This is a genomic window from Candidatus Accumulibacter sp. ACC005, assembly GCF_907163215.1.
In the GTDB taxonomy this organism is placed as follows: domain Bacteria; phylum Pseudomonadota; class Gammaproteobacteria; order Burkholderiales; family Rhodocyclaceae; genus Accumulibacter; species Accumulibacter regalis.
Map to the genome: position 1 here is coordinate 330,001 of NZ_CAJQUB010000001.1, position 25,608 is coordinate 355,608.

General features: G+C 62.5%; 20 protein-coding genes, 2 rRNA genes and 1 pseudogene (1 of these 23 only partly in view). 14 read left to right on the forward strand and 9 right to left on the reverse strand.

The features are described 5' to 3' along the window. From QZ613_RS01545 to QZ613_RS01565, 5 genes are all read left to right on the forward strand, one after another. Positions 1-1,755, forward strand: a 23S ribosomal RNA gene (locus QZ613_RS01545); it begins 1,132 nt to the left of the window's first position. A gap of 105 nt (positions 1,756-1,860) precedes the next feature. After that, positions 1,861-1,974, forward strand: a 5S ribosomal RNA gene (rrf, locus tag QZ613_RS01550). A gap of 377 nt (positions 1,975-2,351) precedes the next feature. Beyond that, entirely contained in the window at positions 2,352-3,128 is a 777-nt protein-coding gene (locus QZ613_RS01555) for a hypothetical protein (protein WP_291981297.1), read from the forward strand. Positions 3,129-3,424: 296 nt separating this feature from the next. Then, positions 3,425-5,125, forward strand: a complete 1,701-nt coding sequence (locus tag QZ613_RS01560) for an IS1634 family transposase (protein WP_291866308.1) — start codon at positions 3,425-3,427, stop codon at positions 5,123-5,125. A gap of 117 nt (positions 5,126-5,242) precedes the next feature. Next, positions 5,243-5,437 (forward strand): YjfB family protein, encoded by a 195-nt coding sequence (locus tag QZ613_RS01565; RefSeq protein WP_043569120.1) that lies wholly within the window; start codon positions 5,243-5,245, stop codon positions 5,435-5,437. Positions 5,438-5,492: 55 nt separating this feature from the next. Here QZ613_RS01565 and QZ613_RS01570 read toward each other — a convergent pair whose 3' ends face one another. The 3 genes from QZ613_RS01570 to QZ613_RS01580 all read right to left on the reverse strand — a co-directional run bounded on the left by QZ613_RS01570 (position 5,493) and on the right by QZ613_RS01580 (position 7,873). Then, on the reverse strand, positions 5,493-6,416 hold the full coding sequence (locus tag QZ613_RS01570; protein ID WP_043569122.1) for a transglutaminase family protein: 924 nt from the start codon (positions 6,414-6,416) through the stop codon (positions 5,493-5,495). Between the two features lie 22 nt (positions 6,417-6,438). Further along, entirely contained in the window at positions 6,439-7,092 is a 654-nt protein-coding gene (locus tag QZ613_RS01575) for a DsbA family oxidoreductase (protein ID WP_291981299.1), read from the reverse strand. A 94-nt stretch (positions 7,093-7,186) separates the two neighbouring features. Continuing rightward, positions 7,187-7,873 carry a TetR/AcrR family transcriptional regulator gene (locus QZ613_RS01580; RefSeq protein WP_291981301.1) on the reverse strand — a complete coding sequence of 229 codons (687 nt, stop codon included), beginning with the start codon at positions 7,871-7,873 and terminating at the stop codon, positions 7,187-7,189. 93 nt (positions 7,874-7,966) lie between these two features. On the opposite strand from QZ613_RS01580, the gene QZ613_RS01585 reads away from it, so the two are divergent. Further along, positions 7,967-9,571: a 4-hydroxyphenylacetate 3-hydroxylase N-terminal domain-containing protein gene (locus QZ613_RS01585; protein ID WP_291981303.1), complete on the forward strand. Its 1,605-nt coding sequence runs from the start codon at positions 7,967-7,969 to the stop codon at positions 9,569-9,571. A 115-nt stretch (positions 9,572-9,686) separates the two neighbouring features. Here QZ613_RS01585 and QZ613_RS01590 read toward each other — a convergent pair whose 3' ends face one another. Then, positions 9,687-11,885 carry a thioredoxin domain-containing protein gene (locus QZ613_RS01590; protein WP_043569128.1) on the reverse strand — a complete coding sequence of 733 codons (2,199 nt, stop codon included), beginning with the start codon at positions 11,883-11,885 and terminating at the stop codon, positions 9,687-9,689. A 117-nt stretch (positions 11,886-12,002) separates the two neighbouring features. Here QZ613_RS01590 and QZ613_RS01595 point away from each other — a divergent pair, with 117 nt between their 5' ends. The 4 genes and pseudogenes from QZ613_RS01595 (at position 12,003) to QZ613_RS01610 (ending at position 15,943) form a co-directional block, all read left to right on the forward strand. Continuing rightward, positions 12,003-12,479 carry a TerB family tellurite resistance protein gene (locus QZ613_RS01595; protein ID WP_291864246.1) on the forward strand — a complete coding sequence of 159 codons (477 nt, stop codon included), beginning with the start codon at positions 12,003-12,005 and terminating at the stop codon, positions 12,477-12,479. A gap of 248 nt (positions 12,480-12,727) precedes the next feature. Next, positions 12,728-13,756, forward strand: a complete 1,029-nt coding sequence (locus QZ613_RS01600; protein WP_291981305.1) for a hypothetical protein — start codon at positions 12,728-12,730, stop codon at positions 13,754-13,756. A gap of 96 nt (positions 13,757-13,852) precedes the next feature. Continuing rightward, positions 13,853-15,211: a glutathione-disulfide reductase gene (gene gor, locus QZ613_RS01605; protein ID WP_043569143.1), complete on the forward strand. Its 1,359-nt coding sequence runs from the start codon at positions 13,853-13,855 to the stop codon at positions 15,209-15,211. 112 nt (positions 15,212-15,323) lie between these two features. Then, positions 15,324-15,943 (forward strand): annotated as a pseudogene (locus QZ613_RS01610) (peroxiredoxin). On the opposite strand, the gene QZ613_RS01615 reads toward QZ613_RS01610, so the two are convergent. Genes QZ613_RS01615 through QZ613_RS01625 form a run of 3 tightly spaced genes read right to left on the reverse strand, consistent with a single transcriptional unit; the run spans position 15,852 to position 19,480 of the window. Continuing rightward, the gene (locus QZ613_RS01615) at positions 15,852-16,775 is read right to left on the reverse strand and encodes a putative RNA methyltransferase (RefSeq protein WP_291864242.1); all 924 of its coding nucleotides are present in this window, start codon (positions 16,773-16,775) and stop codon (positions 15,852-15,854) included. The pseudogene QZ613_RS01610 and the gene QZ613_RS01615 overlap by 92 nt on opposite strands. A gap of 50 nt (positions 16,776-16,825) precedes the next feature. Then, the gene (locus QZ613_RS01620; RefSeq protein ID WP_291864240.1) at positions 16,826-18,562 is read right to left on the reverse strand and encodes a bifunctional protein-serine/threonine kinase/phosphatase; all 1,737 of its coding nucleotides are present in this window, start codon (positions 18,560-18,562) and stop codon (positions 16,826-16,828) included. 60 nt (positions 18,563-18,622) lie between these two features. Next, positions 18,623-19,480, reverse strand: coding sequence for a formate/nitrite transporter family protein (locus QZ613_RS01625; protein WP_043569135.1), 858 nt, complete (start codon positions 19,478-19,480; stop codon positions 18,623-18,625). Between the two features lie 525 nt (positions 19,481-20,005). Between QZ613_RS01625 and cynS the strand changes: the two genes are divergently transcribed. Then, positions 20,006-20,449: a cyanase gene (gene cynS, locus QZ613_RS01630; RefSeq protein WP_043569147.1), complete on the forward strand. Its 444-nt coding sequence runs from the start codon at positions 20,006-20,008 to the stop codon at positions 20,447-20,449. 152 nt (positions 20,450-20,601) lie between these two features. On the opposite strand, the gene QZ613_RS01635 is transcribed toward cynS, so the two are convergent. Then, a complete protein-coding gene (locus tag QZ613_RS01635; protein WP_366144410.1) occupies positions 20,602-21,825 on the reverse strand; it encodes an IS4 family transposase in 1,224 nt (407 codons plus the stop codon). A 1,521-nt stretch (positions 21,826-23,346) separates the two neighbouring features. Then, on the reverse strand, positions 23,347-23,487 hold the full coding sequence (locus QZ613_RS01640; protein WP_291981307.1) for a hypothetical protein: 141 nt from the start codon (positions 23,485-23,487) through the stop codon (positions 23,347-23,349). A 210-nt stretch (positions 23,488-23,697) separates the two neighbouring features. Between QZ613_RS01640 and QZ613_RS01645 the strand changes: the two genes are divergently transcribed. From QZ613_RS01645 to QZ613_RS01655, 3 genes are all read left to right on the forward strand, one after another. Beyond that, positions 23,698-24,309 (forward strand): IS1634 family transposase, encoded by a 612-nt coding sequence (locus tag QZ613_RS01645; RefSeq protein WP_291981310.1) that lies wholly within the window; start codon positions 23,698-23,700, stop codon positions 24,307-24,309. Positions 24,310-24,803: 494 nt separating this feature from the next. Further along, on the forward strand, positions 24,804-25,049 hold the full coding sequence (locus QZ613_RS01650) for a helix-turn-helix transcriptional regulator (RefSeq protein WP_291981312.1): 246 nt from the start codon (positions 24,804-24,806) through the stop codon (positions 25,047-25,049). Then, positions 25,050-25,442 carry an NERD domain-containing protein gene (locus QZ613_RS01655; protein ID WP_291981314.1) on the forward strand — a complete coding sequence of 131 codons (393 nt, stop codon included), beginning with the start codon at positions 25,050-25,052 and terminating at the stop codon, positions 25,440-25,442. Positions 25,443-25,608 lie beyond the last annotated feature (166 nt).

The window sequence follows — 25,608 nt, forward strand, 5'->3', positions numbered from 1 at the left end:
GGGCTCAAACTATGCACCGAAGTCGCGGATATCCGTAAGGATATGGTAGGAGAGCGTTCTGTAAGCCGTTGAAGGTGTCTTGAGAAGGATGCTGGAGGTATCAGAAGTGCGAATGCTGACATGAGTAGCGATAAAGGGAGTGAAAAGCTCCCTCGCCGAAAGCCCAAGGTTTCCTGCGCAACGTTCATCGGCGCAGGGTGAGTCGGCCCCTAAGGCGAGGCTGAAAAGCGTAGTCGATGGGAAACAGGTCAATATTCCTGTACCTCTTTGTAATGCGATGGGGGGACGGAGAAGGTTAGGTCAGCCGGGTGTTGGACGTCCCGGTTCAAGCGTGTAGGAAGGTCTCTTAGGCAAATCCGGGAGATCAATTCTGAGGCGTGATAACGAGTGGTCTTTGACCGCGAAGTGATTGATACCATGCTTCCAAGAAAAGCCTCTAAGCTTCAGTTACAGAGAGACCGTACCGCAAACCGACACAGGTGGGCAGGATGAGAATTCTAAGGCGCTTGAGAGAACTCAGGAGAAGGAACTCGGCAAATTTGCACCGTAACTTCGGGATAAGGTGCGCCCTGATAGGTTGAAGCCCCTCGCGGGTGTAGGCTGAAAGGGTTGCAGTGAAATGGTGGCTGCGACTGTTTAATAAAAACACAGCACTCTGCAAACACGAAAGTGGACGTATAGGGTGTGACGCCTGCCCGGTGCCGGAAGGTTAAGTGATGGGGTGCAAGCTCTTGATCGAAGCCCCGGTAAACGGCGGCCGTAACTATAACGGTCCTAAGGTAGCGAAATTCCTTGTCGGGTAAGTTCCGACCTGCACGAATGGCGTAACGATGGCCACACTGTCTCCTCCTGAGACTCAGCGAAGTTGAAATGATTGTGAAGATGCAATCTCCCCGCGGTTAGACGGAAAGACCCCATGAACCTTTACTGTAGCTTTGCATTGGACTTTGAACCAATCTGTGTAGGATAGGTGGGAGGCTGTGAAACTGGGACGCTAGTTCTGGTGGAGCCAACCTTGAAATACCACCCTGGTTTGTTTGAGGTTCTAACCATGGCCCGTGAATCCGGGTCTGGGACCGTGCATGGTAGGCAGTTTGACTGGGGCGGTCTCCTCCTAAAGTGTAACGGAGGAGTACGAAGGTACGCTAGGTACGGTCGGACATCGTGCTGATAGTGCAATGGCATAAGCGTGCTTGACTGCGAGACTCACACGTCGAGCAGGTACGAAAGTAGGTCATAGTGATCCGGTGGTTCTGTATGGAAGGGCCATCGCTCAACGGATAAAAGGTACTCTGGGGATAACAGGCTAATACCGCCCAAGAGTTCATATCGACGGCGGTGTTTGGCACCTCGATGTCGGCTCATCACATCCTGGGGCTGTAGTCGGTCCCAAGGGTATGGCTGTTCGCCATTTAAAGTGGTACGTGAGCTGGGTTTAAAACGTCGTGAGACAGTTTGGTCCCTATCTGCCGTGGGCGCTGGAAATTTGAAGGGGGCTGCTCCTAGTACGAGAGGACCGGAGTGGACGAACCTCTGGTGTACCGGTTATGACGCCAGTCGTATTGCCGGGTAGCTAAGTTCGGAAGAGATAAACGCTGAAAGCATCTAAGCGTGAAACTCGCCTTAAGATAAGATTTCCCTGGGGACTTGATCCCCCTGAAGGGTCGTGGTAGACCACCACGTTGATAGGCTGGGTGTGGAAGCGCAGCAATGCGTTAAGCTAACCAGTACTAATTGCCCGTGAGGCTTGATCCTATAACCTTAAGCAGCAACTCAGAAACGAAACGCAATCACAACGCCCCACATTACCTTCTTCCCCTTTTGCGCACCCCGCCTACCGCGGCGTGCGAAACCGTTATGCTTGGCGGCAATAGCCCTTTGGACCCACCCCTTCCCATCCCGAACAGGACCGTGAAACGAAGGTACGCCGATGATAGTGCATACTTCATGTGTGAAAGTAGGTCACCGCCAGGCTCCCCCTCCACAAAGCCCCCGACAAATCCTCGTCGGGGGCTTTGGCCGTTAACGCCCGAGAAAATTGTCGGCAAGCCGTCGTGGTCGCTTGCACGCCGGGGTCGGTCGCGTACACGGCCAGTGGGCGTGGGCGGTTGACCGCGTAATTCGTTTCTGGGATATTCGGGGCCTGCCGTCACGGTCAGCCTGCGATTTCCTGCTCGCCTTCTGACGCGACGGCGCTCGGAAGCAGCTGAGCATCTTCCCCCGGGCGGCCGGTGGCCTGGGATGGACGGAGAACACCCATCGCGTCGCCTGCGTCGAGCGCTGCGCCACGATCAGGGTGACGGGCGGCGGCTTCTCGTATTCGCAATCAGGGAACGTTCTACTGGAGACCGATGCTGCTCGCCCTGCAAATCGCAATCGACACCCTGCTCAAGAGTGCTCTGCCGTCGCTGTTCACCGGGCCCGCCGCCGCGGCAGTGACATTTTCGGCCGACGCCTGGGATTTCGATCGCCTCTCCGCCGATCCGATTGCCGGCGAACCGGGGCCAGAGGATGCGGTGGACGAACTGGTTTTTGATCCGACTGCCGCTGCCGGTCCCTACGCGCTGACCCGGCCACCGTGTCCGGGCCAGAAGCGCGTGTACCTGCGCTCGACGGGTGGCGCCTTGGTGGCTTTGCGCAACAGCGAGGTCGTCTGGGACGTTGCCGACGCCGCGTCGTTCTCGGTTGTTCCCGCTGTGGGCAGGGTTCTCTCCGGATTCGACCATTTGCACGTGATGTACGGCGTCGTGGCCGCGGCGACCCGCCTCAAGTCGTCGCACAAGCTGGCCTTGCAGATCGCCGCTGGCGACGCCGAGAGTACCGAGCGGGCGTTCACGCTGGCGCTCGCGGTGCTGGTGATAAACCGCGAAGCCTTGCTGCGCGCGGCTTCGTTTTCGCGCACCGCCAGCGGCTATCAGGCCGACGGTATGGTGAAAACGCTGAGGTTCACCTCCGGTTCGTCGCCGGACCCGGTGCAGCGCACGCTGGCCCTGGAAGCCGAAGTCGAAGTGCGCCTGGAGCGTCTGATCGGCGAGGAGGATGGGCGTTCGATCGAAGCTAGGCTTTCGCCGGGTCGCGAGGTCGGGAGAAAGACGACGGTCAGCGACACGCCGCCACGCCAGTCCTGAACGTCCGCCTGCCGAAGCTCCGAAGCGGGGGAGGGTAGCGGGGGCGCGGGCGAAGGTCGTCGCGCCTTCACCTCCGCGCTCGTCATGGTCCGCGTGCGGTGCTATTGTGATCGCCGTTTGGCAAGCAGCGTGGCCTCCCGAGTTCGACAGTTCGCCGCCAAAAACAGCGTTTTTCGGGAGGCATCCCACGTAACCATGCGGGTTGCAGGCCGTTTTCTGTCAAAGTCGTGTAGTGGCACGTTTTGGTGTTTTAGGTCTTTACTTGACAAGGCGTTATCGAGTGATAAAGTCGAGGCATGTTCCTCAAGATCACGCGCTCCGGGCCACGCCAGTATCTTCAGCTGGTCGAGGCGTTTCGTGACGATGCCGGCAAAGCCAAGCATCGCACCCTGGTCACCTTGGGCCGTCTCGATCAGATTACCGGCGACCTCGATGCCGTCATCTCCGGCCTGCTGAAAGTCACCGGCCGTCCCGACTTTCTGAATGCCCCGTTGCCGCGCGTCGAATTCGAACCGGCCCGCGCGTTGGGCAACGTCTGGGCCTTGAACGAATTGTGGGAAACCTTGGGCTTTGGCGAACTGCGCCGGGTCTTTCGCAAGACGCGGCACAGCATCGATGTTGAAGCGCTGATTCGCGTCATGGTCTTCAATCGCCTGTGTGACCCGGAATCCAAGCTCGGCGTCCTGCGCTGGCTGGAAACCGTAGCGATGCCGGGCATTGAGGTGGAATCGATCACCCACCAGCATCTGCTGCGCAGCATGGATGCCCTGATGGAGCATCAAGGGGATGTCGATCGGGTGGTGGCCGGTTTGCTCCGCCCCCTGATCGATCAGGAACTGTCGGTGGTCTTCTACGACATGACGACGATACGGGCGGAAGGTGTCTCTGAGCTGGAGGGTGATCTTCGCCAGTTCGGCATGGCCAAGGAAGGACTGATTGCCCGCCAGTTCATGCTGGGAGTGGTGCAGACCGGCGACGGGTTGCCGATCTACCATGAGGTCTTTGCCGGCAATACGGCGGAGTCGCCGACCTTGCTGCCGACGTTGAAGACGGTGCTGGAACGCTTCCCTTCGATTCGCCGCGTGGTGCTGGTGGCGGACCGGGGCTTGCTGTCGCTCGACAATCTTGACGCCTTGTCCGCCATCCGACTGGACAGCGCAGAGCCCCTGGAATTCGTACTGGCCGTGCCGGGTCGGCGTTACCGCGAATTCGTCGAGATCCTGCGTCCCTTTCATGCGCAGCACTGCGTCGAGGCGACCGCGGAAGTGGTTGGCGAATTGTCGTGGCGGGACTTGCGTCTGGTCGTTGCCCACGACCCTGAGGGGGCGGCGGAAAGCCGGATACTGCGGCGGGAGAAGATTCAGGCACTGGAAACGCAAGCGGCGGCTTGGGTCGGCAAACTGGATGCGCAGGATGCCGGGGTGAAGGCACGCGGCAAGCGGCTCTCGGATAGCGGGGCCAAGGCGCGGTTGTATCACGCCGTCAAGGACGGGCGCCTGGCGCATATCGTTCGTGTGGATTTGAAGAACGAGTTGTTCTCCTACGACATCGATCAGGAGGCGCTGGCCTTGGCGGAGTTGATGGATGGCAAGTTGTTGCTGGTGACCAACTGCAAGGATCTGTCGCCGCAGGGTATCGTCGATCGGTACAAGTCACTGGCCGATATCGAACGAGGCTTCCGGGTGCTGAAGTCCGAGATCGAGATCGGTCCGCTGTTTCACCGCTTGCCTGAACGCATCAAGGCGCACGCCTGCCTTTGCTTCCTCGCGCTGATCCTCTACCGCGTGATGCGCCAACGGCTCAAGGCCGCCGACAGCGATCTGTCGCCGGAGCGGGCCCTGGACCACTTGCAGCGCCTGCAGCATCATCAAATCCGCATCAACCCGTCGGCAAAACCCATCCACGGGATCTCCCGTCTGTCTGAAACCCACAACCGCGTATTTGCCGCCCTGAATCTGAAAAAACCCGCTCAGCCACAGCAACTTTCTCTGTTGTAGTACACGTTTTTGAACCCCGGTTCATAACAATCAATAACTTGCGCGTTTAACTGTCGAACTCGGGTGGCCTGCCCGGCAGGCAGTGACAGAGGCAGAAAATACCCGGGGGTAGATATCATGGAAGTCTCAGCAATCGCTGCTCTGGCAACTGAGCTCAGCCAGACGCGCAACGCGGGCGCGGTGCAACTGGCGGTCCTCAGGAAAGCCATGGCTATTCAGGAAGAAAATGCGCAGCAGCTCATTGACGCTGCGTCGCAAGTCGTCAGCAACAATCCCCCGCACCTCGGTAATCGCGTCGATACCTCGGCGTAGATCCACCGCCAAGCGTTTCCCGCAGCAGGGGCCAGCGCTCGGCGCGCTGTCAACATCAGCCGGCGGCCGTCACCCGCCGCACCTGCACCGTCGCCGTCATTCCCTGGTAGGCGTTGGCTGCACCGAACCAGTTTCCCGAGATCGGCGAGGCCTGGCTGGGGTCGCGCGCGACGCCGACGCGGATCAGCTGATTGCTGCCGAGCAGGTTGTTGGTGGGGTCGAAGGTGACCCAGCCGGCACCGGGCAGGTAGACCTGCAGCCATGCATGCGTCGTGCCGGCACCGATGGTGCCGCTTTCGCTCTCGCGATCGCTGCCATGACCGGTGCCCCTGCCACCGTCGAGCGCCTGGTCGTAGAGGTAGCCTGAGACGAAACGGGCGGCAACGCCAAGGCGCCGTACCGCCTCCATCATCAGCAAGGCAAAGTCGCGGCAGGTGCCGGTCCCCAGATCAAGAGTTTGCAGCGGCGTCTGCGTCCCTTCCTGCTCGCGCTGGGCGTAGCCGAAGTAGTTGCGGATGAACTGGTTCATGTTCAGCAGCAGGTCGCGCGTACCGGTCGGGCCATCGGTGCGCATGAACTGGCGCGCCCAGTGGGTCAGCACGCCGTCCGGGTCGTCGTGGTGCGGGCGCATGTAGTGTTCGAGGTCGAAACGCTCCTCGACCGAATAGGCAAAGGGAAAGATCTGCGCGCTCGGTGAAAGCGACAGTTCAGGGTAAGGGCTGAGCGCGTGTTCGATGGTGAATGAACAGACGATCTTGAGTTCCGTGGCCGAACCGAGCGGGGTCACCAGCGCCACCGAATTCGAGTGCGGGTCCTGGATCATGCGCACCGCCGCTTGCGGACTGACCTGCAGGTCAGTGGCCAGTACGCGCTGGTCGTGACTGTCGCGCGGGCGGAACATCACCCGGTGCTCGCCGAAAGTCACCGGCGAGCTGTAGCGGTAACAGGTGGTGTGCGTGATGTCGTAATGGACGTGCATTGCTGGCCTCGCCTGGTGTCTCTTATTGCATCGCTTCGACGATTGCCGCCGCCAGCACTTCGCCGCTTTGCGCGCCGGAGACGCTCAGGCGGCGCTGGATGATGAAGAAGGGCACGCCGCTGACGCCAAGAGCGGTGACCTTGTCGGCCAGTGACCTGACCGGTTTTTCGCCCTCCGTGCTGGCCAGGTAATCGGCGACGTCCTTCTCGATGTCACCGCAGGTGGCGGCAATCCTGGCCAGCGTCGCGACGTCGCCGACATCTTCGCCCCGCTGGAAGTGGGCGACGAACAAGCCATCGACCAGGGCTTCGATGGTCGCTGGCCGATGACCGATCGATTGGGCGCGATAGACCAGGCGGTGTGCGCGCAGCGTGTTCGGGCGGGTGACGATGCGGGCGAAGTCGAATTCTACCCCCGCCTCCCGGCCGGCGACGACGACGTCGCTGTGCAGCTTGTCGACGGCCGCCTTGCCGCCGAACTTGGCTTCCAGGAAAGCGCGGTAGGGCTCGCCTTCCGGCGGCGTGTTCGGGTTGAGGAAATACGGCAGCCAGTTGAACTGGAAGCGGGTCTCGGGATGGCTGGCCGCGACCAGAGCGACCGCCTTGGCGAGCCGGTGCTTGCCGATGAAACACCACGGGCAGACGAGGTCGGAAACGATGTCGATGGTCACGTTCATGGGGGTCAGCGCCGATCTGGCGGGCAGGCAGTGCAAGGGCAGGAAGTGGCAGAAAAGGCCAGCGAGCAACGGCGCACCATAACACAAGGCCTCTTCATCGGCTGTTGGCGAAGCGCTGCAGCCTTTCGGTCAGCTGTTCGAGGTACTGCGCCAGCAGTTGCGGTGCGTGCTGGCGAAACATGCGGATACGCCCGGTATGGATCAGGACCAGCAAGCCGACCATGTGCGCGAAGAGGGCGGTGACTTCCGCTTCGCAGGCGGTGGCATCGAGGCCGTACTCGCTCACGGCGTCGGCGGTCGGCTGCAGGGCGGCGCGCAGCTGCGCGTTGAGTTGCGCGTCGAGTTCGCGCGTCAGGCCTGTCGGGCGCACGCCCTGGAAGAGATAGAAGCCGAGATCGAGATCGCGCGGGTTCTCGCGGTAGAAATCGAAGAACGCGCTGGCCTTGCTGCGCACCCTTTGCGCCGCGCCGCCGTCAGCGGGTGCGCCGGCGACATGCGCGTCGAGGCGCGCCAGCGACTCGCCGAGCAGGGCCGCGTAAACCTCTTCCCGACTTGCAAAATAACTGTAGATCGCCCCCGCCGTGTAACCGGCGCGCCTGGCGATCTCGCGCATGCTCGCGCCTTCCAGTCCCAGTTCGAAGAAAGCGGCGCGCGCCGCGTCGAGAACTCGTTCGCGGCGCAGCTGCGCGATGGCGTCCGCGCGCTGGCGACGCGCATCGTCGTCGCGTGCCTCGCAGGCGTCGGATGTCGCAGTCGTGATGGCGATTGCTGAGCTCTTCATTGACTTGCGCATGCGTGCATTATAGGCTTGGCCAAAAAATTGAACACCGTTCAATTAAAGGTCAAAGCTGGCACAACTGAAGGAGCAAGGACCATGAACACGGCACAGCAGCGAGCGTCGTCCGGGCAGCTGATGAGTGGCAGCGACTACCGTGAATCGCTGCGCCGCTATCGGCCGCTGGTCTATGTCGATGGCCGGCGCATCGAATCGGTCGCCGACGCGCCGGAACTGCAGCCAGGAATCAACGCCCTGGCAGTGACCTACGATTTCGCGCTCGACCCGGCGAAAGCGCCCCTGATGACCGCGCGGCAGTCGTGGCGCAGAAGCCCGGTGAACCGCATGCTGCATATCGACGAGTCGGCAGGAGACCTGCTCAACAAGCTCGAAGCCGTGCGTCTGCTGTGCCAGGAAACCGGTTGCGCGCAGCGCTACCTCGCGCATGACGCGCTCAATGCCATCCACCAGGTCAGTGCGCGCATCGACGACGCGCGCGGCAGCAGCGAGCATCGCGCGCGCTTTGCCGAATACCTGACGCAGGTGCAGGACAAGGACCTGTCGCTCGGTATCGCCATGACCGACGCCAAGGGGGATCGCAGCAAGCGCCCGCATCAGCAGCAGAACGCCGATTCCTACCTGCACGTCGTCGAACGCAACGGCCAGGGAATCGTCATTTCCGGCGCCAAGGCGATCGTCACCGGCGCCGCGTACATGCACGAGTTCCTGGTCATGCCGTGTCGCAACATGGGCGCGGAAGACGCCGACTTCGCCGTCTGCTGCGCCGTACCGGTGGATGCCGAGGGTGTGACCATCGTCTCGCGACCCGCCGGCCGACCCGGCGAGAAGCCCGAACACGGTCAGCCCCTGTTCTCGCGCCGCTACGGCCAGGCGACCGCAGTCGTCCTCTTCGAGCGTGTCTTCGTCCCCTGGGAGCGGGTCTTCTACGCCGGCGACTGGGAACACTCGGGAGTGCTGACTTACCACTATGCCACCCACCACCGCCACAGCTGCATCGCCGCGCGCGCCGGTTTCGGCGATCTCCTGATCGGCGCCGGCGCCCTGATGTGCGAAGCCAACGGCTTTTCCGATCCCGGGGCGCAGTCGAATCTGCGCGAAGCGATGGTCGAGCTGATCACCATCACCGAGAGTTTCTTCGCCTGCGGCGTTGCCGCCAGCGTCTATGCCAAGGCCGACGAGGCCAGCGGCAGTTTCATGCCCGACCCGGTCTTTGCCAACATCGGCAAGCTGCTCCTGGCGACCAAGATCTACGACATGCACCGCCTGGCGCACGAGGTCTCCGGCGGCCTGATCGTCGCCTTGCCGGGGCCGGACGAAGACCACAATCCGGCGACCGCCGCCAGCCTGGCCGAAGTGCTGCGCGCCAGTCCCGACGTCCCCTACGAAAAACGCATCGAGGTGGCGCGCTTCATGGAGGACCTCACCGCTTCGTATCAGGCCGGCTGGTATTCGGTGATCAGCCTGCACGGTGGTGGTTCGCCAGCAGCGATGAAGCAGGAGATCTGGCGCAACTACCCGGTCGGCGACAAGGTGGCGCTGGTCGAACGCCTGCTCGATCGCGGCCTCGCCGACGATCCGGCACGGCCGATCAGCCGCAACCGCCAGCCGGGGCGCTGTTGCGACAGCGGCTGTACGCAGCCGGGTCAGGCGGTGATGGTGCCGCTTCCCTCGCCTGGCCGTTGAGCGGCGAGCCTGCTTGCTCCGCCTGGCCCCGGTTACCAGCTCTCGCTGGCCGAGCCGACCGTCGCCGAAGGACGTGCCGATCTTGTCACCCTGGCGCGCGGCGGAAGCGGCCTGCTCAGCGAGCGGCTCGCCCGAGCTGCGCCGCGAACGCGGGCGCATCGGTGACCGGCAACTCGCAGCGACCGTGACGGCAGACGTAGGCCGTCGGGCGATCGCCTTGCGGCACCTTGTCGCCGACAAAGGCGACGGTTTCGGCCAGCGATCCCATCGCCGATTCCGGTCCCCCGGCGATGGCGTGTGAAGGCAGGTAGCTGCGGCGCAGGACCGACAGCAGCGGCGCCGCCGCGTCGGCAGCGCCGTCGGGCCAGACGATGGCGATCTCGAGCGGCGTGTCGGCCAGGAAATCGAGTGCCAGCAGCGCTTCGGTCATGGCGATCGGCCGTTCGCGAAGCACCTTGGCGTGCGCTCGCAGTCCGCGTTCGGCGATTTGCCGCCAGTGATCGTCGCCGGTGAACACGCCCAGGCGCAGCGCGTTCATCAGCGCCACCGACGTTCCCGACGGCTCGGCGCCGTCGTAGGCGGGCTTCTCACGTGCGATCAGCGTCTCGTGCGTCGCGCTGCTCATGAACCAGCCGCCGGCCGGGTCGGCGAACAGGCGCTCGCTTGCCCGGGCGAGCGTCAGCGATTCTGCCAGCCAGCGCGCGTCGAATGTCGCCTCGTAAAGATCGATCAGGCCGGCGGCCAGAAACGCATGGTCGTCGAGGAAAGCGGCGTGCCGCGCCTGTCCGTCCTTGAAGCTGCGCTGCAGCTCGCCATCGGCGCCGCGCAAATGTGCGAGCACGAAATCCGCGGCGCGCGCGGCGGCGGCGATATAGCGCGGCTCGTCGAGAATTCGCCCGGCGACCGCCATTGCCGAGATCATCAGGCCGTTCCATGCGGCGAGGATCTTGTCGTCGCGCAGCGGCGGCACCCGCCGTGCCCGCGCCTCGTAGAGGATGGCACGCGCGCCGGCCAGCGCCGCCCAGCGCGCCTCGTCCGGTCGCGGAACGTTGAGGATGTTGCGCCCCTCCCAGTTGCCGCCGGGTCGCACGTCGTAGTGGTCGAGGAAAAGCTGCGTCGTTTCGCGGTCGCCAAGAGCAGCGAGTTCGCGGCGTATTTCGTCCGCGCTCCACACGAAGAAGCGCCCCTCGTCGCCTTCGGAATCGGCGTCGGTGGCCGAATAGAAAGCGCCCTCGCCGTCGCTCATCTCGCGCAGGACGTAGTCGCAGGTTTCGCGCGCGACGCGCGCAAAGTCGGCCCGGCCGGCAAGCTGAAAAGCTTCGGCGTAAGCAACGACCAGCAAGGCATTGTCGTAGAGCATCTTCTCGAAATGCGGCACCAGCCACTGCGCGTCGGTCGAGTAGCGATGGAAACCGCCGCCGAGCTGATCGTAGAGCCCGCCGGCGGCCATCTTTTCCAGCGTCAGCGTCGCCATGTGCAACGCCTCGGCGTCGCCCGTGCGCTTCACATGCCGCAGGAGGAGGCGTACCGGAACGTGCGAAGGGAACTTCGGCGCCCGCTTCAGGCCGCCGTGCTCGCTGTCGAACGACCCCCTGTAATGCGCGACGGTGGCGTCGATCAGCTCGCGCGTGGGCAGGTCGCGCGTGTCCGCGTTCGCGGCCGCCGTTCCCTGCATGTCCTGGCGAACCGCTTCGACGAGTGCCGCCGACGCCTTGCCGACGCGATCGGGATCGCGATGAAAGGTCTCGGAGAGGGCGCCGAGCAGCGACAGGAAGCCGCGCGCGCCACCACGAACGCCGTCACGTGGCGGGAAATAGGTGCCGGCGAAAAACGGTTCGCGCGCGGCGGTCAGCCAGACGCTCATCGGCCAGCCGCCCGACCCGGTCAGTTGCTGTACGGCGCTCATGTACACCGCGTCGATGTCGGGGCGCTCCTCGCGATCGACCTTGATCGCCACGTAATGCTGGTTGACGAAGCGGGCGATCTCCTCGTCCTCGAAGGACTCGGCTTCCATGACGTGGCACCAGTGGCAGGTCGAGTAGCCGATCGACAGGAATACCGGCCGGGCGAGCCGCCGCGCTTCGGAAAAAGCCTCGTCGCCCCAGGGAAACCAGTTCACCGGGTTGTGCGCGTGCTGCAGCAGGTAGGGACTGGTCTCCAGCGCCAGGCGGTTGGTGAACAGCGGCCGTCCGCCGGCGTCGAGGTGGTGCGTGCGCGGCACATAGTCCGGGCCGCGTCGGGCAATCGCCGCGCCGAGCGCGTCCGCCAATTGAGCAGCAAAGGGCGCGCTGCCAGGGGGGGTGCCGTCAGTCATTGTCTTTCTCCAGGCGATCAGTCAACGAGTGGCCGACTGCGCATCCACTGACTCGGAAACGGGCAATCGAGCAGGCTGCTAGAATACGTCGCTTGCAACCCGCGCGACAAAGCTGACATGATCGCCACCATCAGGGAATTCTTCAACCAGTTCATCGAACCGGGCACGCGCCAGGGCGAGGCGGCTGGCGACCATGGCCTGCAGGTCGCCACTGCCGCCTTGCTCCTGGAAATGATGCGCATGGACGATCGCATCACCGATGCGGAGCGGGCTGCCACGGCCAACGCCCTGCGCGAGCAGTTCCATCTGGACACGGCGCAACTCGACACCTTGATGACCCTTGCCGAAGAGGAAGCCCGCGCGGCCAGCGGCTACTATCAGTTCACCTCGCTGATCAACGCCAGTTGCGGCGCGCAACAGAAAGTCCGCATCATAGAAAACATGTGGCAGATCGCGCTGGCCGACGGCCACCTCGACGCTCACGAATCGCACCTGATGCGCAAGATTGCCAACCTGCTCTACGTCGGCCATGCCGATTACATCGCCGCCAAACAGCGGGCCCGCCAGGCGGCGGGGGTGCCGCCGGCGATGTAGGCCCGTTGGCAGGTCGGTGCGGCGATTCACAAGGGCGGCTGCGCGTGAAAGCGCCAGGCCGCCGGCTGCCGCTCCAGCCAGCAAGCTGTCGCTGCGAGGAGCGACGCGGCCGTCCAGCGACAGCTTCCGCCAATGCATCGTCGGTCGCCGCGGCCAGCTTACGAAAGGCGTTCGAGCCTGCCTCGACAAGCGATGGCCAGAAACTGCAGCAGTTCGTCACCTGTCGTTCTTTATAGAGGACAACCGTCATGCCCGGATCAGCTCGTCTCGTCAGTCGCGCCCTGCTTCTTTTCTCGGCCCATCTCCTGCCAGTCGGCCAGGCGCCGGCTGTGGAACTCGATCCTGGGCGCGACCTACGCGTGAGCTTTTCGACTCACGGCACCGAGAAGGGCGCCGGTTTCGTCACCGGCGAGGTGAGCAGGATCGAGCCGCAGGACTTTTCCTGCGTCCTCCTTGAATTCGGACTGTTTACGCGCTTCGATCAGAAGCGTGCCGGGCAGGCGTCGCAGCGTCTCGGAGTTTTCCCCGTCAGAGTGGACGGCCTTGGCTCGCAGGCGACCGTCGTCTACCGCAAGGCCTTGCCGTTTCCCGCCGGGATCCGCCTGGAAAAGGTCAGCACCTGTCCCGGCGAGCCCGCGAAAGAGGCGACGAAAGAAGCGGCGAAGGGCGCAGGACCGCCACAGATCGTCGCCTTCAAGGCGACTCCCAATCCGGTGCAGCGCGGCGGCTCGGTGACCTTTTCCTGGGAAGTGCACAACGCAGACCGCGTACGCTTGTTCGACGAGTCCGGAGAGATCGAGACCAGGAACCTGCTTCCCAGCGGTCAACGCGGCTGGCCGCTGGCGACGTCGGGCGACGAGTCCATGGCGATCGACGAGCCAACGACGTTCAGGCTGCTGGCGCAGAAAAACGACGGCAAGAGGGTGTCGGCTTCGACGACGGTTCGCTTGCTGAAAGCGCAGTCGGCAAGCTGCCGAATCTTCGGCAAGGTGACCGGAACGCCGGTGCGCGCCCGCCTTTCACCCAAGGGGCCGATGGAAATCTTCCAGCTCGCCCAGGTCGGCGTCTTCGTTCCCGGTGAGCGGCAACCGACACTCAGGGCACGAGTCGATGCGCAAGGAAACTACAGTTTCGCAACGGTGCCCGGGAATCAGGAGTTTCGCGTCGCGCCTCTGGGGCCGAGTTGGCGCTACGACCATGGCGACGACACGGTGGCGTGCCTGCCGGGAAGATCGGTCCGGGTGGACTTCGCTATCCAGGGCGTGCTGAACGACTGAACGGTCGACACGCCGTGATCGTCAATGAATCTCCTTGCCCGCGGCGATGTCGCCGATACGGGTAAACTGGAGCAACCGAATCAGGAGGAAACATCTGTGCACAACTACGACTATGACCTGTTCGTGATCGGCGCCGGCTCGGGTGGGGTAAGGGCCGCACGCATGGCGGCCGGTTTTGGCGCCAGGGTCGCGGTTGCCGAAGACCGTTACCTGGGAGGTACCTGCGTCAACGTCGGCTGCGTGCCGAAGAAACTCTACGTCTACGCGTCCGAGTTCGGCAAGGCCTTCAAGGACGCGCACAATTTCGGCTGGAACAGCGAGACGCCGCCGTTCGACTGGGCAACCCTGCGCGACAACAAGAAAGCGGAAATAGCGCGCCTCAACGGGATCTACGACAACTTGCTGGCGGGCGCGAAGGCGGAGGTGATCAACGGCCGCGCTCGCCTCGTCGACGCGCATACCGTGGCCGTCGGCGAGCAGCGCCATACGGCGGGCAGGATCCTCATCGCCACCGGCGGCTGGCCGCATATCCCCGCCTTCCCGGGCCGCGAGCACGCCATCAGCTCGAACGAGGTGTTCGACCTGGAGACTTTTCCCCGCCGCCTGGCAATCGTCGGCGGTGGGTACATCGCGGTCGAATTCGCCGGCATCTTCAACGGCCTCGGCGCGCACGTCACCCAGTTGTACCGCGGGCCCCTGTTCCTGCGCGGTTTCGACGCCGATATCCGCGCGCATGCGGCACAGGAGATCGCCAAGACCGGCGTCGACCTGCGCTTCGAAGTCAATGTCCAGTCGATCAGCGCGGGTCCCGGCGGCCTCAAGGTCTGTCTGAGCGACGATACGGCCATCGAAGTCGATACGGTGCTCTACGCGACTGGTCGCAAAGCGAACCTGCACGACATCGGTCTGGAGAGCGTGAACGTGGCGCTCAACGACGATGGCACGATCAAGGTCGACGACCAGTTCCGGACGTCCGAGCCGAGCATCTTTGCCCTCGGCGACGTCACCGGCGGCATGGAGCTGACCCCCGTCGCCCTGGCCGAGGGAATGTCGTTCGCCCGGCGCCAGTTTGGCGGGCTGGACAACACGCTGGATTACGATTTCATTCCCACGGCGGTCTTCTGCCAGCCGAACATCGGCACGGTCGGTTTCACCGAAGAGGAGGCGCGCGCCAGGTTCGGTCATCTCCGCCTGTTCAAGTCCACCTTCAAGCCCATGAAGCACACCATCAGTGGACGCGACGAAAAGACGTTCATGAAGCTGATCGTCGACAAGGCCAGCGACCGGGTCGTCGGTGCGCACATGATGGGCCCGGACGCTGGCGAGATCATGCAGGGAATCGCCATCGCCATGCGCGCCGGGGCCACCAAAGCCGTCTTCGACACGACCATCGGCATCCATCCCACCGCTGCCGAGGAATTCGTTACCATGCGTGAAGCCTGGCGGGAGGACTGAGCGTTCCTGTTCAATGCCTTGCCGATCCGTTTGTCGAACCCGGATATGGCCTACAATTTTAGTGTGACCCGCAGCAACGACTGATTTTCCAACACAACGAAGGAGAAACAAGATGTCGCATGATGTCCCGAGCGTAGTTTTCAAGACTCGCGTACGCAATGATTCCCTGGGTGGGCCGAACCCTTTCGAGTGGAAGGATCTGAGCAGCGACGACATCTTCAAGGGCAAGAACGTCGTCGTCTTTTCACTTCCGGGCGCCTTCACGCCGACCTGCTCGACCTCGCATCTGCCGCGCTACGAGGAACTCTATGACGAGTTCAAGGCGCAGGGCGTCGATGCCGTGGTCTGCATCTCGGTCAACGACGCCTTCGTCATGTACCAGTGGGGCAAGAGCCAGAATGCCAAGAATGTCTTCCTGCTCCCCGATGGCAATGGCGAATTCACCCGCAAGATGGGGATGCTGGTCGACAAGCACAATCTCGGTTTCGGCCAGCGCAGCTGGCGCTACTCGATGTATGTCGAAGACGGTGAAATCAAGCGCCTGTTTTCCGAAAAGGGCTTCGCTGACAATTGCCCGACCGACCCCTTCGAAGTGTCCGACGCCGACACCATGCTCAAGTATCTGAAGAGCCGCTGACGATCAGCGCAGGGGAAAGGGAGGCTTGTGACGCAGCGGCAGGCGTCGGGCGCTTCCTTGCCCCGCGTGCGTCGTTGGCGCGATGGCTACGGTAAACCGCGTCAGGCGCACGTCCACAGTGACTGGCAGCGTCGTCAACTCCGCCGCCAGCGCACGCCGCTCGGCGCTGGCGCGGTAGAGGTGCGGGGTCATTGCCAGCAGGTCGGCAATCGTCTCCTGGCCGGCGAGATCGAGCGAGTAGCGTAGGCTTTCGCTCGACACGCCGGCAAAGCCAGGCGGTGGGTGCACGGTGGCCGCACGTTCCGGCTTCAACGTCGGGTAGATGATTTCGCGCAGTTCGCGCAGGTGATCCGGCCCGGCATCGACCTGCAGCAGCTGGCCGTTCGCTTTCAGTACGCGGGCGAATTCGGCATAGACCGGGAAGCCGAAGATGCACAGCAGCCGATCGATGCTGCCCGCCTGCACCGGCAAGCGGGCGTTGCTGCCGACGACCCAGTTGGGCCGCGGGTCCTGTTTGGCTGCCGACAGGACGGCCCACTTGGAAATGTCCAGCCCAAGCAAGGCCAGCGTTTGTCCGTCGCCGCCCGTCGCCGCCGCCAACTGGCGCAGGTAGTAGCCCTCGCCGCAGCCGGCATCGAGGCAACTGGCCGTGGCCATGGCGGGCAGATCCCTCAGCGCGGCCTTGCAGACCGCAGCGGCGATCGGCTCGTAGAAACCGCCATTGAGAAAACGCCGGCGGGCGGCGACCATCTCCTTGCTGTCGCCCGGGTCGCGCGAGCGCTTGTTCTGTACCGGCAGCAGGTGGGTATATCCGTGACTGGCGATGTCGAAACTGTGCCCGGCAGCGCACCGCCATGTCGCACCGCTGCGTTGCAGGGGAACGCCGTCCAGCGGGCAGGCGAGCGCCTGGAATGGGGTGATGTTCATGAACTGTGCCCGCTGAAAGCCTGAGGAAGTAGCTTGGTCTGTCGCCGCGGCTATTTTACGAGCGTATTGCTGCTCAGCAAGGCCAGCACCAGCACGGCCAGCACGAAAGACAGTCCCTGCCAGAAGCGCAGCGGGTTGCGGTCGATGAGTGGGGTCGCGCGTTCCTTGAGCAGGGCCGGGTTGGGGTGCCTGAGGTCGTGGGTGAACTCCGAGAGTTCCGCGTAGCGCTGGTTGGGGTCGGGGTGGACCGCCTTGGCCAGGGCGGCGTCGATCCAGGCCGGGATTTCGCGCTGTTCGTCGAGTACCGATTGGTACTGCAGCTTCCTTTGCGCGGCCCTGGTTCTCGATTTTGCCACCTCTGCCCCGTAGGGCAGTCGTCCGGAGAGCATCTGGTAGGCGATGACGCCGAGCGAGAACAAATCGGAGCAAGGCCGTCCCGCTTCGCCGAGGAAGTATTCGGGCGCAGTGTACTGGACGGTCCCGAGAATGTGCGGCTGAAGGTTCGCCGTTCCGGCTTCGGCGAGTCCGGACACGCGTGCGGCGCCGAAGTCGATGATTTTTACCGTGCCGGAAGCATCGATCATGATGTTGTTCGGGCGCAGGTCCTGGTGCAGCATTTCCAGGCGATGGAAAGCGAGCAGGCCTCTGGCAATCTGTTCGACGATGGCGCGCACCGTTTCCAGTTCCGGCGCCGGATTGTCGACCATCCACTGCGCCAGCGTCTGCCCTTCGATGTATTCGCTAACGACGTAGACGGAGTGGCGTTTTCGCGTCTGCGCGCAAGGTTTCAGAACATGTGCGCTGTTGATGCGCCGTGCGATCCACTCCTCCAGCATGAATCGCTCCAGGTACGCGGGGTCGTCGCGAAGATCGATGGAAGGCGTCTTGACGATGACCAGCGCGCCGCTATCGACATCCTCGGCGAGATAGACGTGGCTGCGGCTGCTGCCGTGCACCTGGCGAATGATCCGGTAGCCCTCGAAGAGCATCCGCGCTTCCAGAACGGGCGCCGGCGGCAGCTCTGCCAACTGCTGATAGAGCTCGTTGGGCGCCTGCCCGGGCAGGGTTTCTATCCTCACGATCTGGGCCGTCAGATTGTCCTTGCTGCCCCGCGTGTACGCTTCCTCGGCAATGCGTCTGGCTGCCGCGTCGAGATCGTCGCCGGCCTCCCTGATGGCCGTGATGATGAATGGCGGCGCAGCGAATTCGTGGACACCGTCGGTGGCCAGGATGAAAACGTCGCCTTCTTCGGCCTGCAGAGCCAGATAGTCGATTTCGAGTTGCGGGCTGATGCCCAGCGCGCGGCTGAGATAGCTTTGCTCCGCGGAAACGACGAGCCGGTGGTCGTCGGTCAATTGTTCCAGCTTGGCGTCGCGGAGGCGGTAAACGCGGCTGTCGCCGACATGGAAGATGTGCGCGGTGTTGGACTTGATGATCAGTGCGCTGAGGGTGCACACATAACCGCGGTCCATGTCGTAGCGGTACTGGCTGTGCCGGCTCTGCGCATAAAGCCAGGAGTTTGCTGCGCTCAACACGCGCTGCGCCGACGACTTGACCGACCAGGCTTCCGAAGTGCAGTAGTAGTCGTCGAGAAAGCTCTTGATCGCCGATTCGCTGGCCACGTGGCCGACGTCGCTGCTGCTGATGCCGTCGGCGAGGGCGATGGCGATTCCCTTCGAACCCAGTAGCGGTTCGTCCGGGATGCACAGCCCATGAAAATCCTGATTGATTTCCTTGCGCCCCTTGGCCGAGTACTGGCCGGCAGTGAGAGTGAGTTTGCTGGACATTGCGCGTGGCCTGGGGCTCGCGCCGCTGGCGGCGAGAGCCCCACAAAAGCCGGCTGCCGCTCAGGCGGCGTTGTGCTTCGCGCGGCCGGTGTTCAGGTGGCCGGCATAGTCGGCGTTGCGCTTCGGTGCCGTGCGCACGTGCGTCGAGTACAGCGTCAGGCCGACGAAGGCCAGACCGCCGACCAGATTGCCGAGGACCGTCGGGATCTCGTTCCACACCAGGTAGTCATAGATCGAGAAGTGTCCGCCCAGCATCAGGCCCGACGGGAAGAGGAACATGTTCACGATCGAATGCTCGAAGCCCATGTAGAAGAAGAGCATGATCGGCATCCACATGGCGACGACCTTGCCCGTTACGTTGGTCGACACCATGGCGCCCACGACACCCGTCGAAACCATCCAGTTGCACAGCACGCCACGGATGAAGAGGGTCAGCATGCCCGCTGCCCCATGGGCTGCGTAGCCGACCGTACGCCCTTCGCCGATGACGCCTATTTTCTGTCCGACGATGTTCGGTTCCGTGCTGAAGCCATAGGTAAAGATGATCGCCATCATCACCGCCACCGTCAGGGCACCGGCGAAGTTGCCGACGAAGACCAGGCTCCAGTTGCGCAGGATGCCGCCCACGGTCACCCCCGGGCGCTTGTCGATCAAGGCCAGCGGGCAAAGCGTGAACACTCCGGTCAGCAGGTCGAAGCCGAGCAGATAGAGGATGCAGAAGCCGACCGGGAAAAGAATGGCGCCGGCAAGCGGTTCGCCGGTCTGGACAGTGATGGTGACGGCAAACGCAGCGGCCAGGGCGAGGATGGCGCCGGCCATGAAGGCGCGAACGAGGGTGTCGCGGGTGGACATGAAGATCTTCGATTCCCCTGCATCGACCATCTTGGTGACGAACTCGGTGGGTGCTAGGTAGGACATGAGGCGTTCTCCTGAATGAATGAGTGATGGATTCTTCGGTTGGCTAAGTGGGTGTCAGCGCAGTTTGGTCGTCTCCGTCTGTGCACCCAGCAGCCGTTTTGCCGGACCTGAACCACACCAAGCACGTAGCGTGCCAGTCGGCGAAAAACCGCCCGCGGCAAGCCTCCGCTAGCGTCCGGCCGCTTCCTCGAAGTGCTTGCCGCCCTCACTTGGGGCGCTCCATTCGGGTCTGTGCCTGTTCCTGGTGCGGCAGTGCAGCAAAGGCGGCAGGCGACGCGTTCGCCTCGGGAGCTGCTTCGCAGCGGGCCGGTGAATCCACTCCCGGGGCAGGCCGGGCGGCCGATCTGCAGGTCTTTCCTCGGCGAGGTGGCGGCCCCGGCAAGGCGCCCGGAGCACGGTCAATCGTCGCGAAAACTGCGCCCATGCGGCATGGCACGAATACTGCTGGAGCTATCGGGCATGCACGCGGCGCGAGCCTGCGTGCCATTTTCAAGCGCGCAAATCCGCGCCGACCAGGAGCTAGCCATGAAGCGCATTGAAGTCACCGAAATGATCGTCGCCGCCAAGATCCAGAAAGGCCTCAAGTGGGCCGACGTGGCCAGGGAGGTCGGCCTGTCCAAGGAATGGGTCACCGCCGGATGTCTCGGCCAGATGACCTTCGACAAGGAGCAGGCGACGACCGTCGGCCGGATCTTCGGCCTGCCGGCCGACGCCGTCGCCTTGCTGCAAGTCGTTCCGTACAAGGGCTCACTGCCGACCGCCGTGCCGGCGGACCCGCTGCTCTATCGCTTTTACGAGTTGATCAACGTCTACGGGACGACCTTCAAGGAATTGATTCACGAGGAATTCGGCGACGGCATCATGTCGGCGATCGACTTCAACGTGAACCTGACGCGCGAAGCAAACGCCGCCGGCGACCGCGTGAGCATCGTCATGTCGGGGAAGTTCCTGCCCTACAAGACCTACTGATCGCTTGACGAGGCGAACGGCTTCCCTATCGCCTGGCCACCGCAGTGGCGTTGCCCTTGCTATCGCGAATAGCACCGAAGTCGGGAGCGCTCCGATTTCAGATCGCGCTCTCGACCCCGGTCAGCATTCAATCCTCTCAACTTAGCATTCCGTCATACCGGCTTGTAGGCGTGGTAGCGATGCGGTTTTCGCTGCGGCGTTCGAGGCTTGGAGCGGCCAGCGACAAACTTCTGAAGGTTGGCGGCAATCTCGTGAATGAGGGGCTTCAATCGCCGCGTCGTCGCACCAGCGGCGAGCAACCAACGGCCGATCTGGCGCTTGATCTTGTCGATCGCCAAGGTACGGTTGATCTTCCATGGCGAATCGGCGTCCAGATGCGCGTCGGTGGCGACGTAGGCAGCCAGGGCATTGAGGTTGTCGAAGACGGCCTTGGCACCGAAATCCTGATTGGCCGCTTGCCAGGACAAGCCGGAGGTATGTTCGAGCCCCAAGCGATGCTTGAGCCGGCGAAACGCTTCTTCGATCCGCCAACGGCCGTGGTACAAGGCGCCAAAGACGGCCGCCGGGAAAGCGACGGCGTCAAGCAGCGAAGTCATCACCACATGTTGCCGCCCGTTCGGCGTGGTCACCCGCACCAAGCGAACCGTTGTCGGCGTCGCCGGGCACTCGTAGTCCTGCGCATCGCGCGCATTCGGCGCACGCAGGCTCACCAGCTGCTCGCTCTGCCCCGAGCGCATGAACTCGCGTACCACCCTGAATCCACGGGAAATGTCACAGCGAATACAGAAAGGGATCCCGCGCGCGGTGAGTGCTGCCGCCAGCCAGCGGCAAGGAAAGCCGCGGTCGAGGACCAGCAGGTCGTCGACCTGCAGCCGCTCGATCACCTCGAAGAGCATCTGGCGCTCGTCACACGCGCCATGCTGCAACGCGAAGTGAAGGAACATCTCAATTCCCGGCAAGTACAGGCCAAACGCCACGCCCGTGACGATCGAACGTACACCTTCTTTCATCGTCGTCAGCCGGACCGCCGCGGTATCGCTAGCCACTATCCGCAGACCCTGCCATCGCGGCACCGGCAGATGCTCCTCGACCAGGTCCATCAACTTTCGATTGACGTCACCGAACACCAAAGCACTAATCTTGTAGCGCGCCTTGCAGAAAGCCTGGGCGCTCACCAAGCGGACCGAGTCCGCACGATTTCTCAGGTTGGCAAAGAACTGGTCCAGTTCAGCCTGGACCGCACCTTGTACGCCGGACAGCAAGAACGTCAGGACGGTTGGGAAGCTGAGCGTGCGGTCGCGGGTGAAATACTTCGGCTTGAGACGGGCGCCTTCCAATAACTCCTGTGAAAACAGATAGTTGGCAAGCCCGTTAATTACTTTCGCATATGAAGGGCGTCATGCAATTACCCTTTATAAACAATACGTTACAGCTCAATTATGCAACGAAAATGAACGCCATTCAAGCCACGATCGCCGCTATGCATTTATGCTAAGTTGAGAGGATTGGGTCAGCATTGACCTCGTCGATTGGCACGTGCTTCCAACTCGTATATTTGCTCTGAAGCGCGGCCAACTCCCGGTCAAGCTGATCACATTGTCCGAGACGGTTCCGGTTTGCACTGTCCGCTTGAGAAGTGGAGGCCTTTCTGTTTGCGGCGGCCTCGATCATCTTCACTTGCTGGTCGAAAGGCACCCCGTCCGGCACGGTATGGTATAGCACGCCAAGGGCGTGCTGTCGCGAACCGTAGTCGCTCGAGTAAAAGGTTGACCCATTGTAGGCGCCCTGCATTCGTGGATCGTCGCCGCGACAACGGCGCCGACAGAAAACGAAATGACAGCGGCGAAAGCGAGCCTTTGGATAGGCGCGCGCAGGGTACAAGCTGTGCGTGTTGTCGCATGATCTAGAAGGGTAGGCTTGGCCTGTCAACCGTCGTCGGACTCAATGTGTCGGAGTGGCCAAAGCGCTTGAATCGACTCTGAATTTAGGGAAGTCCGGTGCGACTGCGTCGGAAAATTTGACAGTGTAGCAAGCACGGTTATTCAAACAATCAGCAACATGTTGTTTTTAAGAGGTGTCTATCGATGGCACGCAATTTGCTTTCATTGTCGATATCTAATAAGGAGGGGGAAAATGGAAAAAGTTTTTAGTAATATTTTTTGCCGGGCGGCCTTGGCATTGTCAATATTTTTGGCCTCCGCAGTGACGTCCACCGCGGCCAATGCCAATTATGTATATACATATACTGGCAATGTTTTTACGCTTTTCCAAAATGGGACGGAGTTTACGAATTCAAGAGTCACAGCCATAATGACGTTGGACGCATTGCCCTCTCTCCCCTCTGGGTTGGTGGATGTTACTGGACTCAGCGGATTCTCTTTAACCATGACGTCTGGAGCTCACACGCTATCGAACTCCTCACCTAATGTGACTACACGCGCTAATATCTCGTTTTTGGCCGATGGTAATATAGGCCCGCATTGGTGGCTAACACTTGACGACTATCTACCCCCTTTGTACTCCCTTACATTATGGTCTCTGTCTGCTCCAACTACATCCAGCGACTTCGCGGCGTACTATAATGGTCCTGACCTCCAAGACGGCTATATAGATTATTCGCCGGGTGAGTGGAGGATGGAATATCGCGCAGTCCCGGTACCACATACAGCCGCACTACTCGCGCTAGCCCTGGCCGGCCTCGGCTTCGGCAGACGCAAACGGATCGGCTAAGCCGTGTCATTAACAAACCCCGCTTCGGCGGGTTTTTTGTGTGCACGGCCATGCCGCCCAGCGTCCACCCCAACCAGCGACGAACGTATCTCCCAAGCCACCCTTGAAGAGAGCGCCGGCGAGGTGTCCTTCGCACCCGCCCTGGCGGTCGGCGGACACCTGGCTGCTCACCGCCCTGGTGGCAGGAACTGGGCTTCGCCGAGACCTTCCGCCGGGTATTGCGCAACCGCCGCCAGTTCGACGCCAAGCTCCGGTTGCGGGTGATGGTCTTCAACCGCCTGTGCGATCTCCGAGTCAAAGCTGGGCATCCTGCGCTGGCTGGAAGGTGCTCGGGTCCCGGAAGTCGCCAACGAGACTTGGAGAAAGCTTGAAGGCAGCGGGTAATCCGGCGCTCCTCCCGCACCCACCGTCATTGCGAGGAGGCGCAGCCGACGCGGCAATCCAGTGCCATTCTCTCACTGCCTTTCCGCCGCATCGCCAATGCGCAGCGCAAAAGCTCTCGATTGCCAAGTGGGCTGATGTCGTGCTGCGGCATCTCTGACGATGCTTTCAGCAGAGCAGACCTGCAAAACAGCGCACGATCGTTGACCTGGCTGGAACTCACAAGTTCCACACTGCACTACCGCGCTGTCACAGAGGCCCACCTGGCGAACATCGTCAAGGTCAATCTGGCGGCGGACGTATTCACCTACGAGATCGACCAGCGGGCCTTGAGCCGTGCGCGCATGATGGACGGCAAGCTGATCCTGGTCTCGAACATGCCGGATCACACGCCTGCCGAGATCGTGGCGCGCTGCAAGGCGCTGGCCGACATCGAGCGGGGCTTCCGTGTCCTGAAGTCGGAGATCGAGATCGCGCCGGCCTACCATCGCCTGCCGAACCGGATTCGCGCGCGTGCCCTGATCTGTTTCCTGGCGCTGGTCTTGTACCGTTTGCTGCGCATGCGTTTGAAGGCCAGGGATAGCCAGCTCTCGCCGGAGCGTGCGCTGGAGATTGCGCGCCGCATCCAGTTTCACCCGATCACCTTGCATCAAAGTCAATCGGCGTCCGGCCTGTCGGCCATGACGCCACAACAGAAGGCGCTGTTCGAGACCGTCACCCTGCCAGAACCGTCCGCCAAGCGGTTGTAGTGCCAATTTCACTTACGTGAATTATGCCTATTCAATGGCTTACGCGTTTTAGTGTCGAGCTCGGGATAGCTGCTCCACGACCATGGCATCATCGACAGCGTTGACCGTTTGCACAAGGTGTGTGGATGAAGGACTGGCTGCCGCGGAGGTACAGCTCGCACTGATCGTGCCGGAGTGGGAAAACGTATTGGCGGAGCGAGCCAGGTTGTCCGCCGTGGCCTGGGCATGGCGTGAAGTCGAGACCGGCTTGCCCACGCCAGGGCCGGTGAACCGGCGCGGATCCCGCTTCCACTCGCATGAGCACCGGCACGGGTAACCGGCTTTCCTTGGGTTGACTCCGTGCCGTGACCCGCTCCGCGCAAATTGGGCCGCTACACCGCGGTTCAGGTCTATAACCAGTATCGCCCAGTCAGCGCCAGTGACTTATCTCCGCATCATGCTCAACCAAGAAAGGGTGCTATCCTGCGCAACACCCCGCCATGGATTGAGACTTCATGATCCGTTCTCACCTCGGCGAACTCATGCGCCGCCATCAGCTGAAAACGACCGAGTTGGCGCGTCTGGCGCACGTCAATCGCAGTACGGTGGCCGCATTGACGCGCGATCGGGCGACCCGGGTCGATCTCACCGCGCTGGAGCGAATCTGCACGGTCCTCGGCTGCGGGCTCGGTGATCTGCTGGAAATCGTCCCGGACGAGTCTCGGCAAAACGACAACCCGCCGACTGCGGGAGCGACCTAAATGCCCATGAGCCTCAGCCGTTGGCAGGCCGTTTCACAGTCGCAGTTCGCCTGGGAGCGCGAGGCCCTGGACTGGCTTCGCAACCACCTTCCCGATCGCGAACCCTGGCACGCCTGGACCAACTTCGAATTTATCGACGAGGAAGGCAAGGTCAACGAGGTTGACGCCCTGGTCCTCACGCCGGCAGGTCTCTTCCTCATCAAGATCAAGAGCCGGCCTGGTGAGGTTTCTGGCGACGCGCATACCTGGCTGTGGGTCAGCGACGGTCGTGAACGGGCCTGCGACAACCCGCTGATTCTCGCCAACCGCAAGTCGAAGCGACTGGCCAGCCTGTTGCGGCGGCAGTCATCGGTATTCAAGGCAAAGTGCGCTTGCCCTTCGTCGAGCCGCTGATCTTCCTGTCGGCCACCAGCCTTGACTGCAAACTCAGTGGCACGGCCCGCTCGGGCACCTACCTGCGCGGTCAGCCGAACAGCGAGTCCGATACCGGCATCATCGACGCGCTGCAAAACGGCAGTGGTAGTGCCCGCGCGATCCAGCCCAGCCGCATCGACCATCA

Bases quoted from the DNA above. Each gene is read 5' to 3' on its own strand.
- QZ613_RS01555 (WP_291981297.1), top strand. From the start codon at position 2,352: ATGCTGCTCGCCCTGCAAATCGCAATCGACACCCTGCTCAAGAGTGCT.
- QZ613_RS01560 (WP_291866308.1), top strand. From the start codon at position 3,425: ATGTTCCTCAAGATCACGCGCTCCGGGCCACGCCAGTATCTTCAGCTG.
- QZ613_RS01565 (WP_043569120.1), top strand. From the start codon at position 5,243: ATGGAAGTCTCAGCAATCGCTGCTCTGGCAACTGAGCTCAGCCAGACG.
- QZ613_RS01570 (WP_043569122.1), bottom strand. From the start codon at position 6,416: ATGCACGTCCATTACGACATCACGCACACCACCTGTTACCGCTACAGC.
- QZ613_RS01575 (WP_291981299.1), bottom strand. From the start codon at position 7,092: ATGAACGTGACCATCGACATCGTTTCCGACCTCGTCTGCCCGTGGTGT.
- QZ613_RS01580 (WP_291981301.1), bottom strand. From the start codon at position 7,873: ATGAAGAGCTCAGCAATCGCCATCACGACTGCGACATCCGACGCCTGC.
- QZ613_RS01585 (WP_291981303.1), top strand. From the start codon at position 7,967: ATGAACACGGCACAGCAGCGAGCGTCGTCCGGGCAGCTGATGAGTGGC.
- QZ613_RS01590 (WP_043569128.1), bottom strand. From the start codon at position 11,885: ATGACTGACGGCACCCCCCCTGGCAGCGCGCCCTTTGCTGCTCAATTG.
- QZ613_RS01595 (WP_291864246.1), top strand. From the start codon at position 12,003: ATGATCGCCACCATCAGGGAATTCTTCAACCAGTTCATCGAACCGGGC.
- QZ613_RS01600 (WP_291981305.1), top strand. From the start codon at position 12,728: ATGCCCGGATCAGCTCGTCTCGTCAGTCGCGCCCTGCTTCTTTTCTCG.
- QZ613_RS01615 (WP_291864242.1), bottom strand. From the start codon at position 16,775: ATGAACATCACCCCATTCCAGGCGCTCGCCTGCCCGCTGGACGGCGTT.
- QZ613_RS01620 (WP_291864240.1), bottom strand. From the start codon at position 18,562: ATGTCCAGCAAACTCACTCTCACTGCCGGCCAGTACTCGGCCAAGGGG.
- QZ613_RS01625 (WP_043569135.1), bottom strand. From the start codon at position 19,480: ATGTCCTACCTAGCACCCACCGAGTTCGTCACCAAGATGGTCGATGCA.
- cynS (WP_043569147.1), top strand. From the start codon at position 20,006: ATGAAGCGCATTGAAGTCACCGAAATGATCGTCGCCGCCAAGATCCAG.
- QZ613_RS01640 (WP_291981307.1), bottom strand. From the start codon at position 23,487: ATGCCCAGCTTTGACTCGGAGATCGCACAGGCGGTTGAAGACCATCAC.
- QZ613_RS01645 (WP_291981310.1), top strand. From the start codon at position 23,698: ATGTCGTGCTGCGGCATCTCTGACGATGCTTTCAGCAGAGCAGACCTG.
- QZ613_RS01650 (WP_291981312.1), top strand. From the start codon at position 24,804: ATGATCCGTTCTCACCTCGGCGAACTCATGCGCCGCCATCAGCTGAAA.
- QZ613_RS01655 (WP_291981314.1), top strand. From the start codon at position 25,050: ATGCCCATGAGCCTCAGCCGTTGGCAGGCCGTTTCACAGTCGCAGTTC.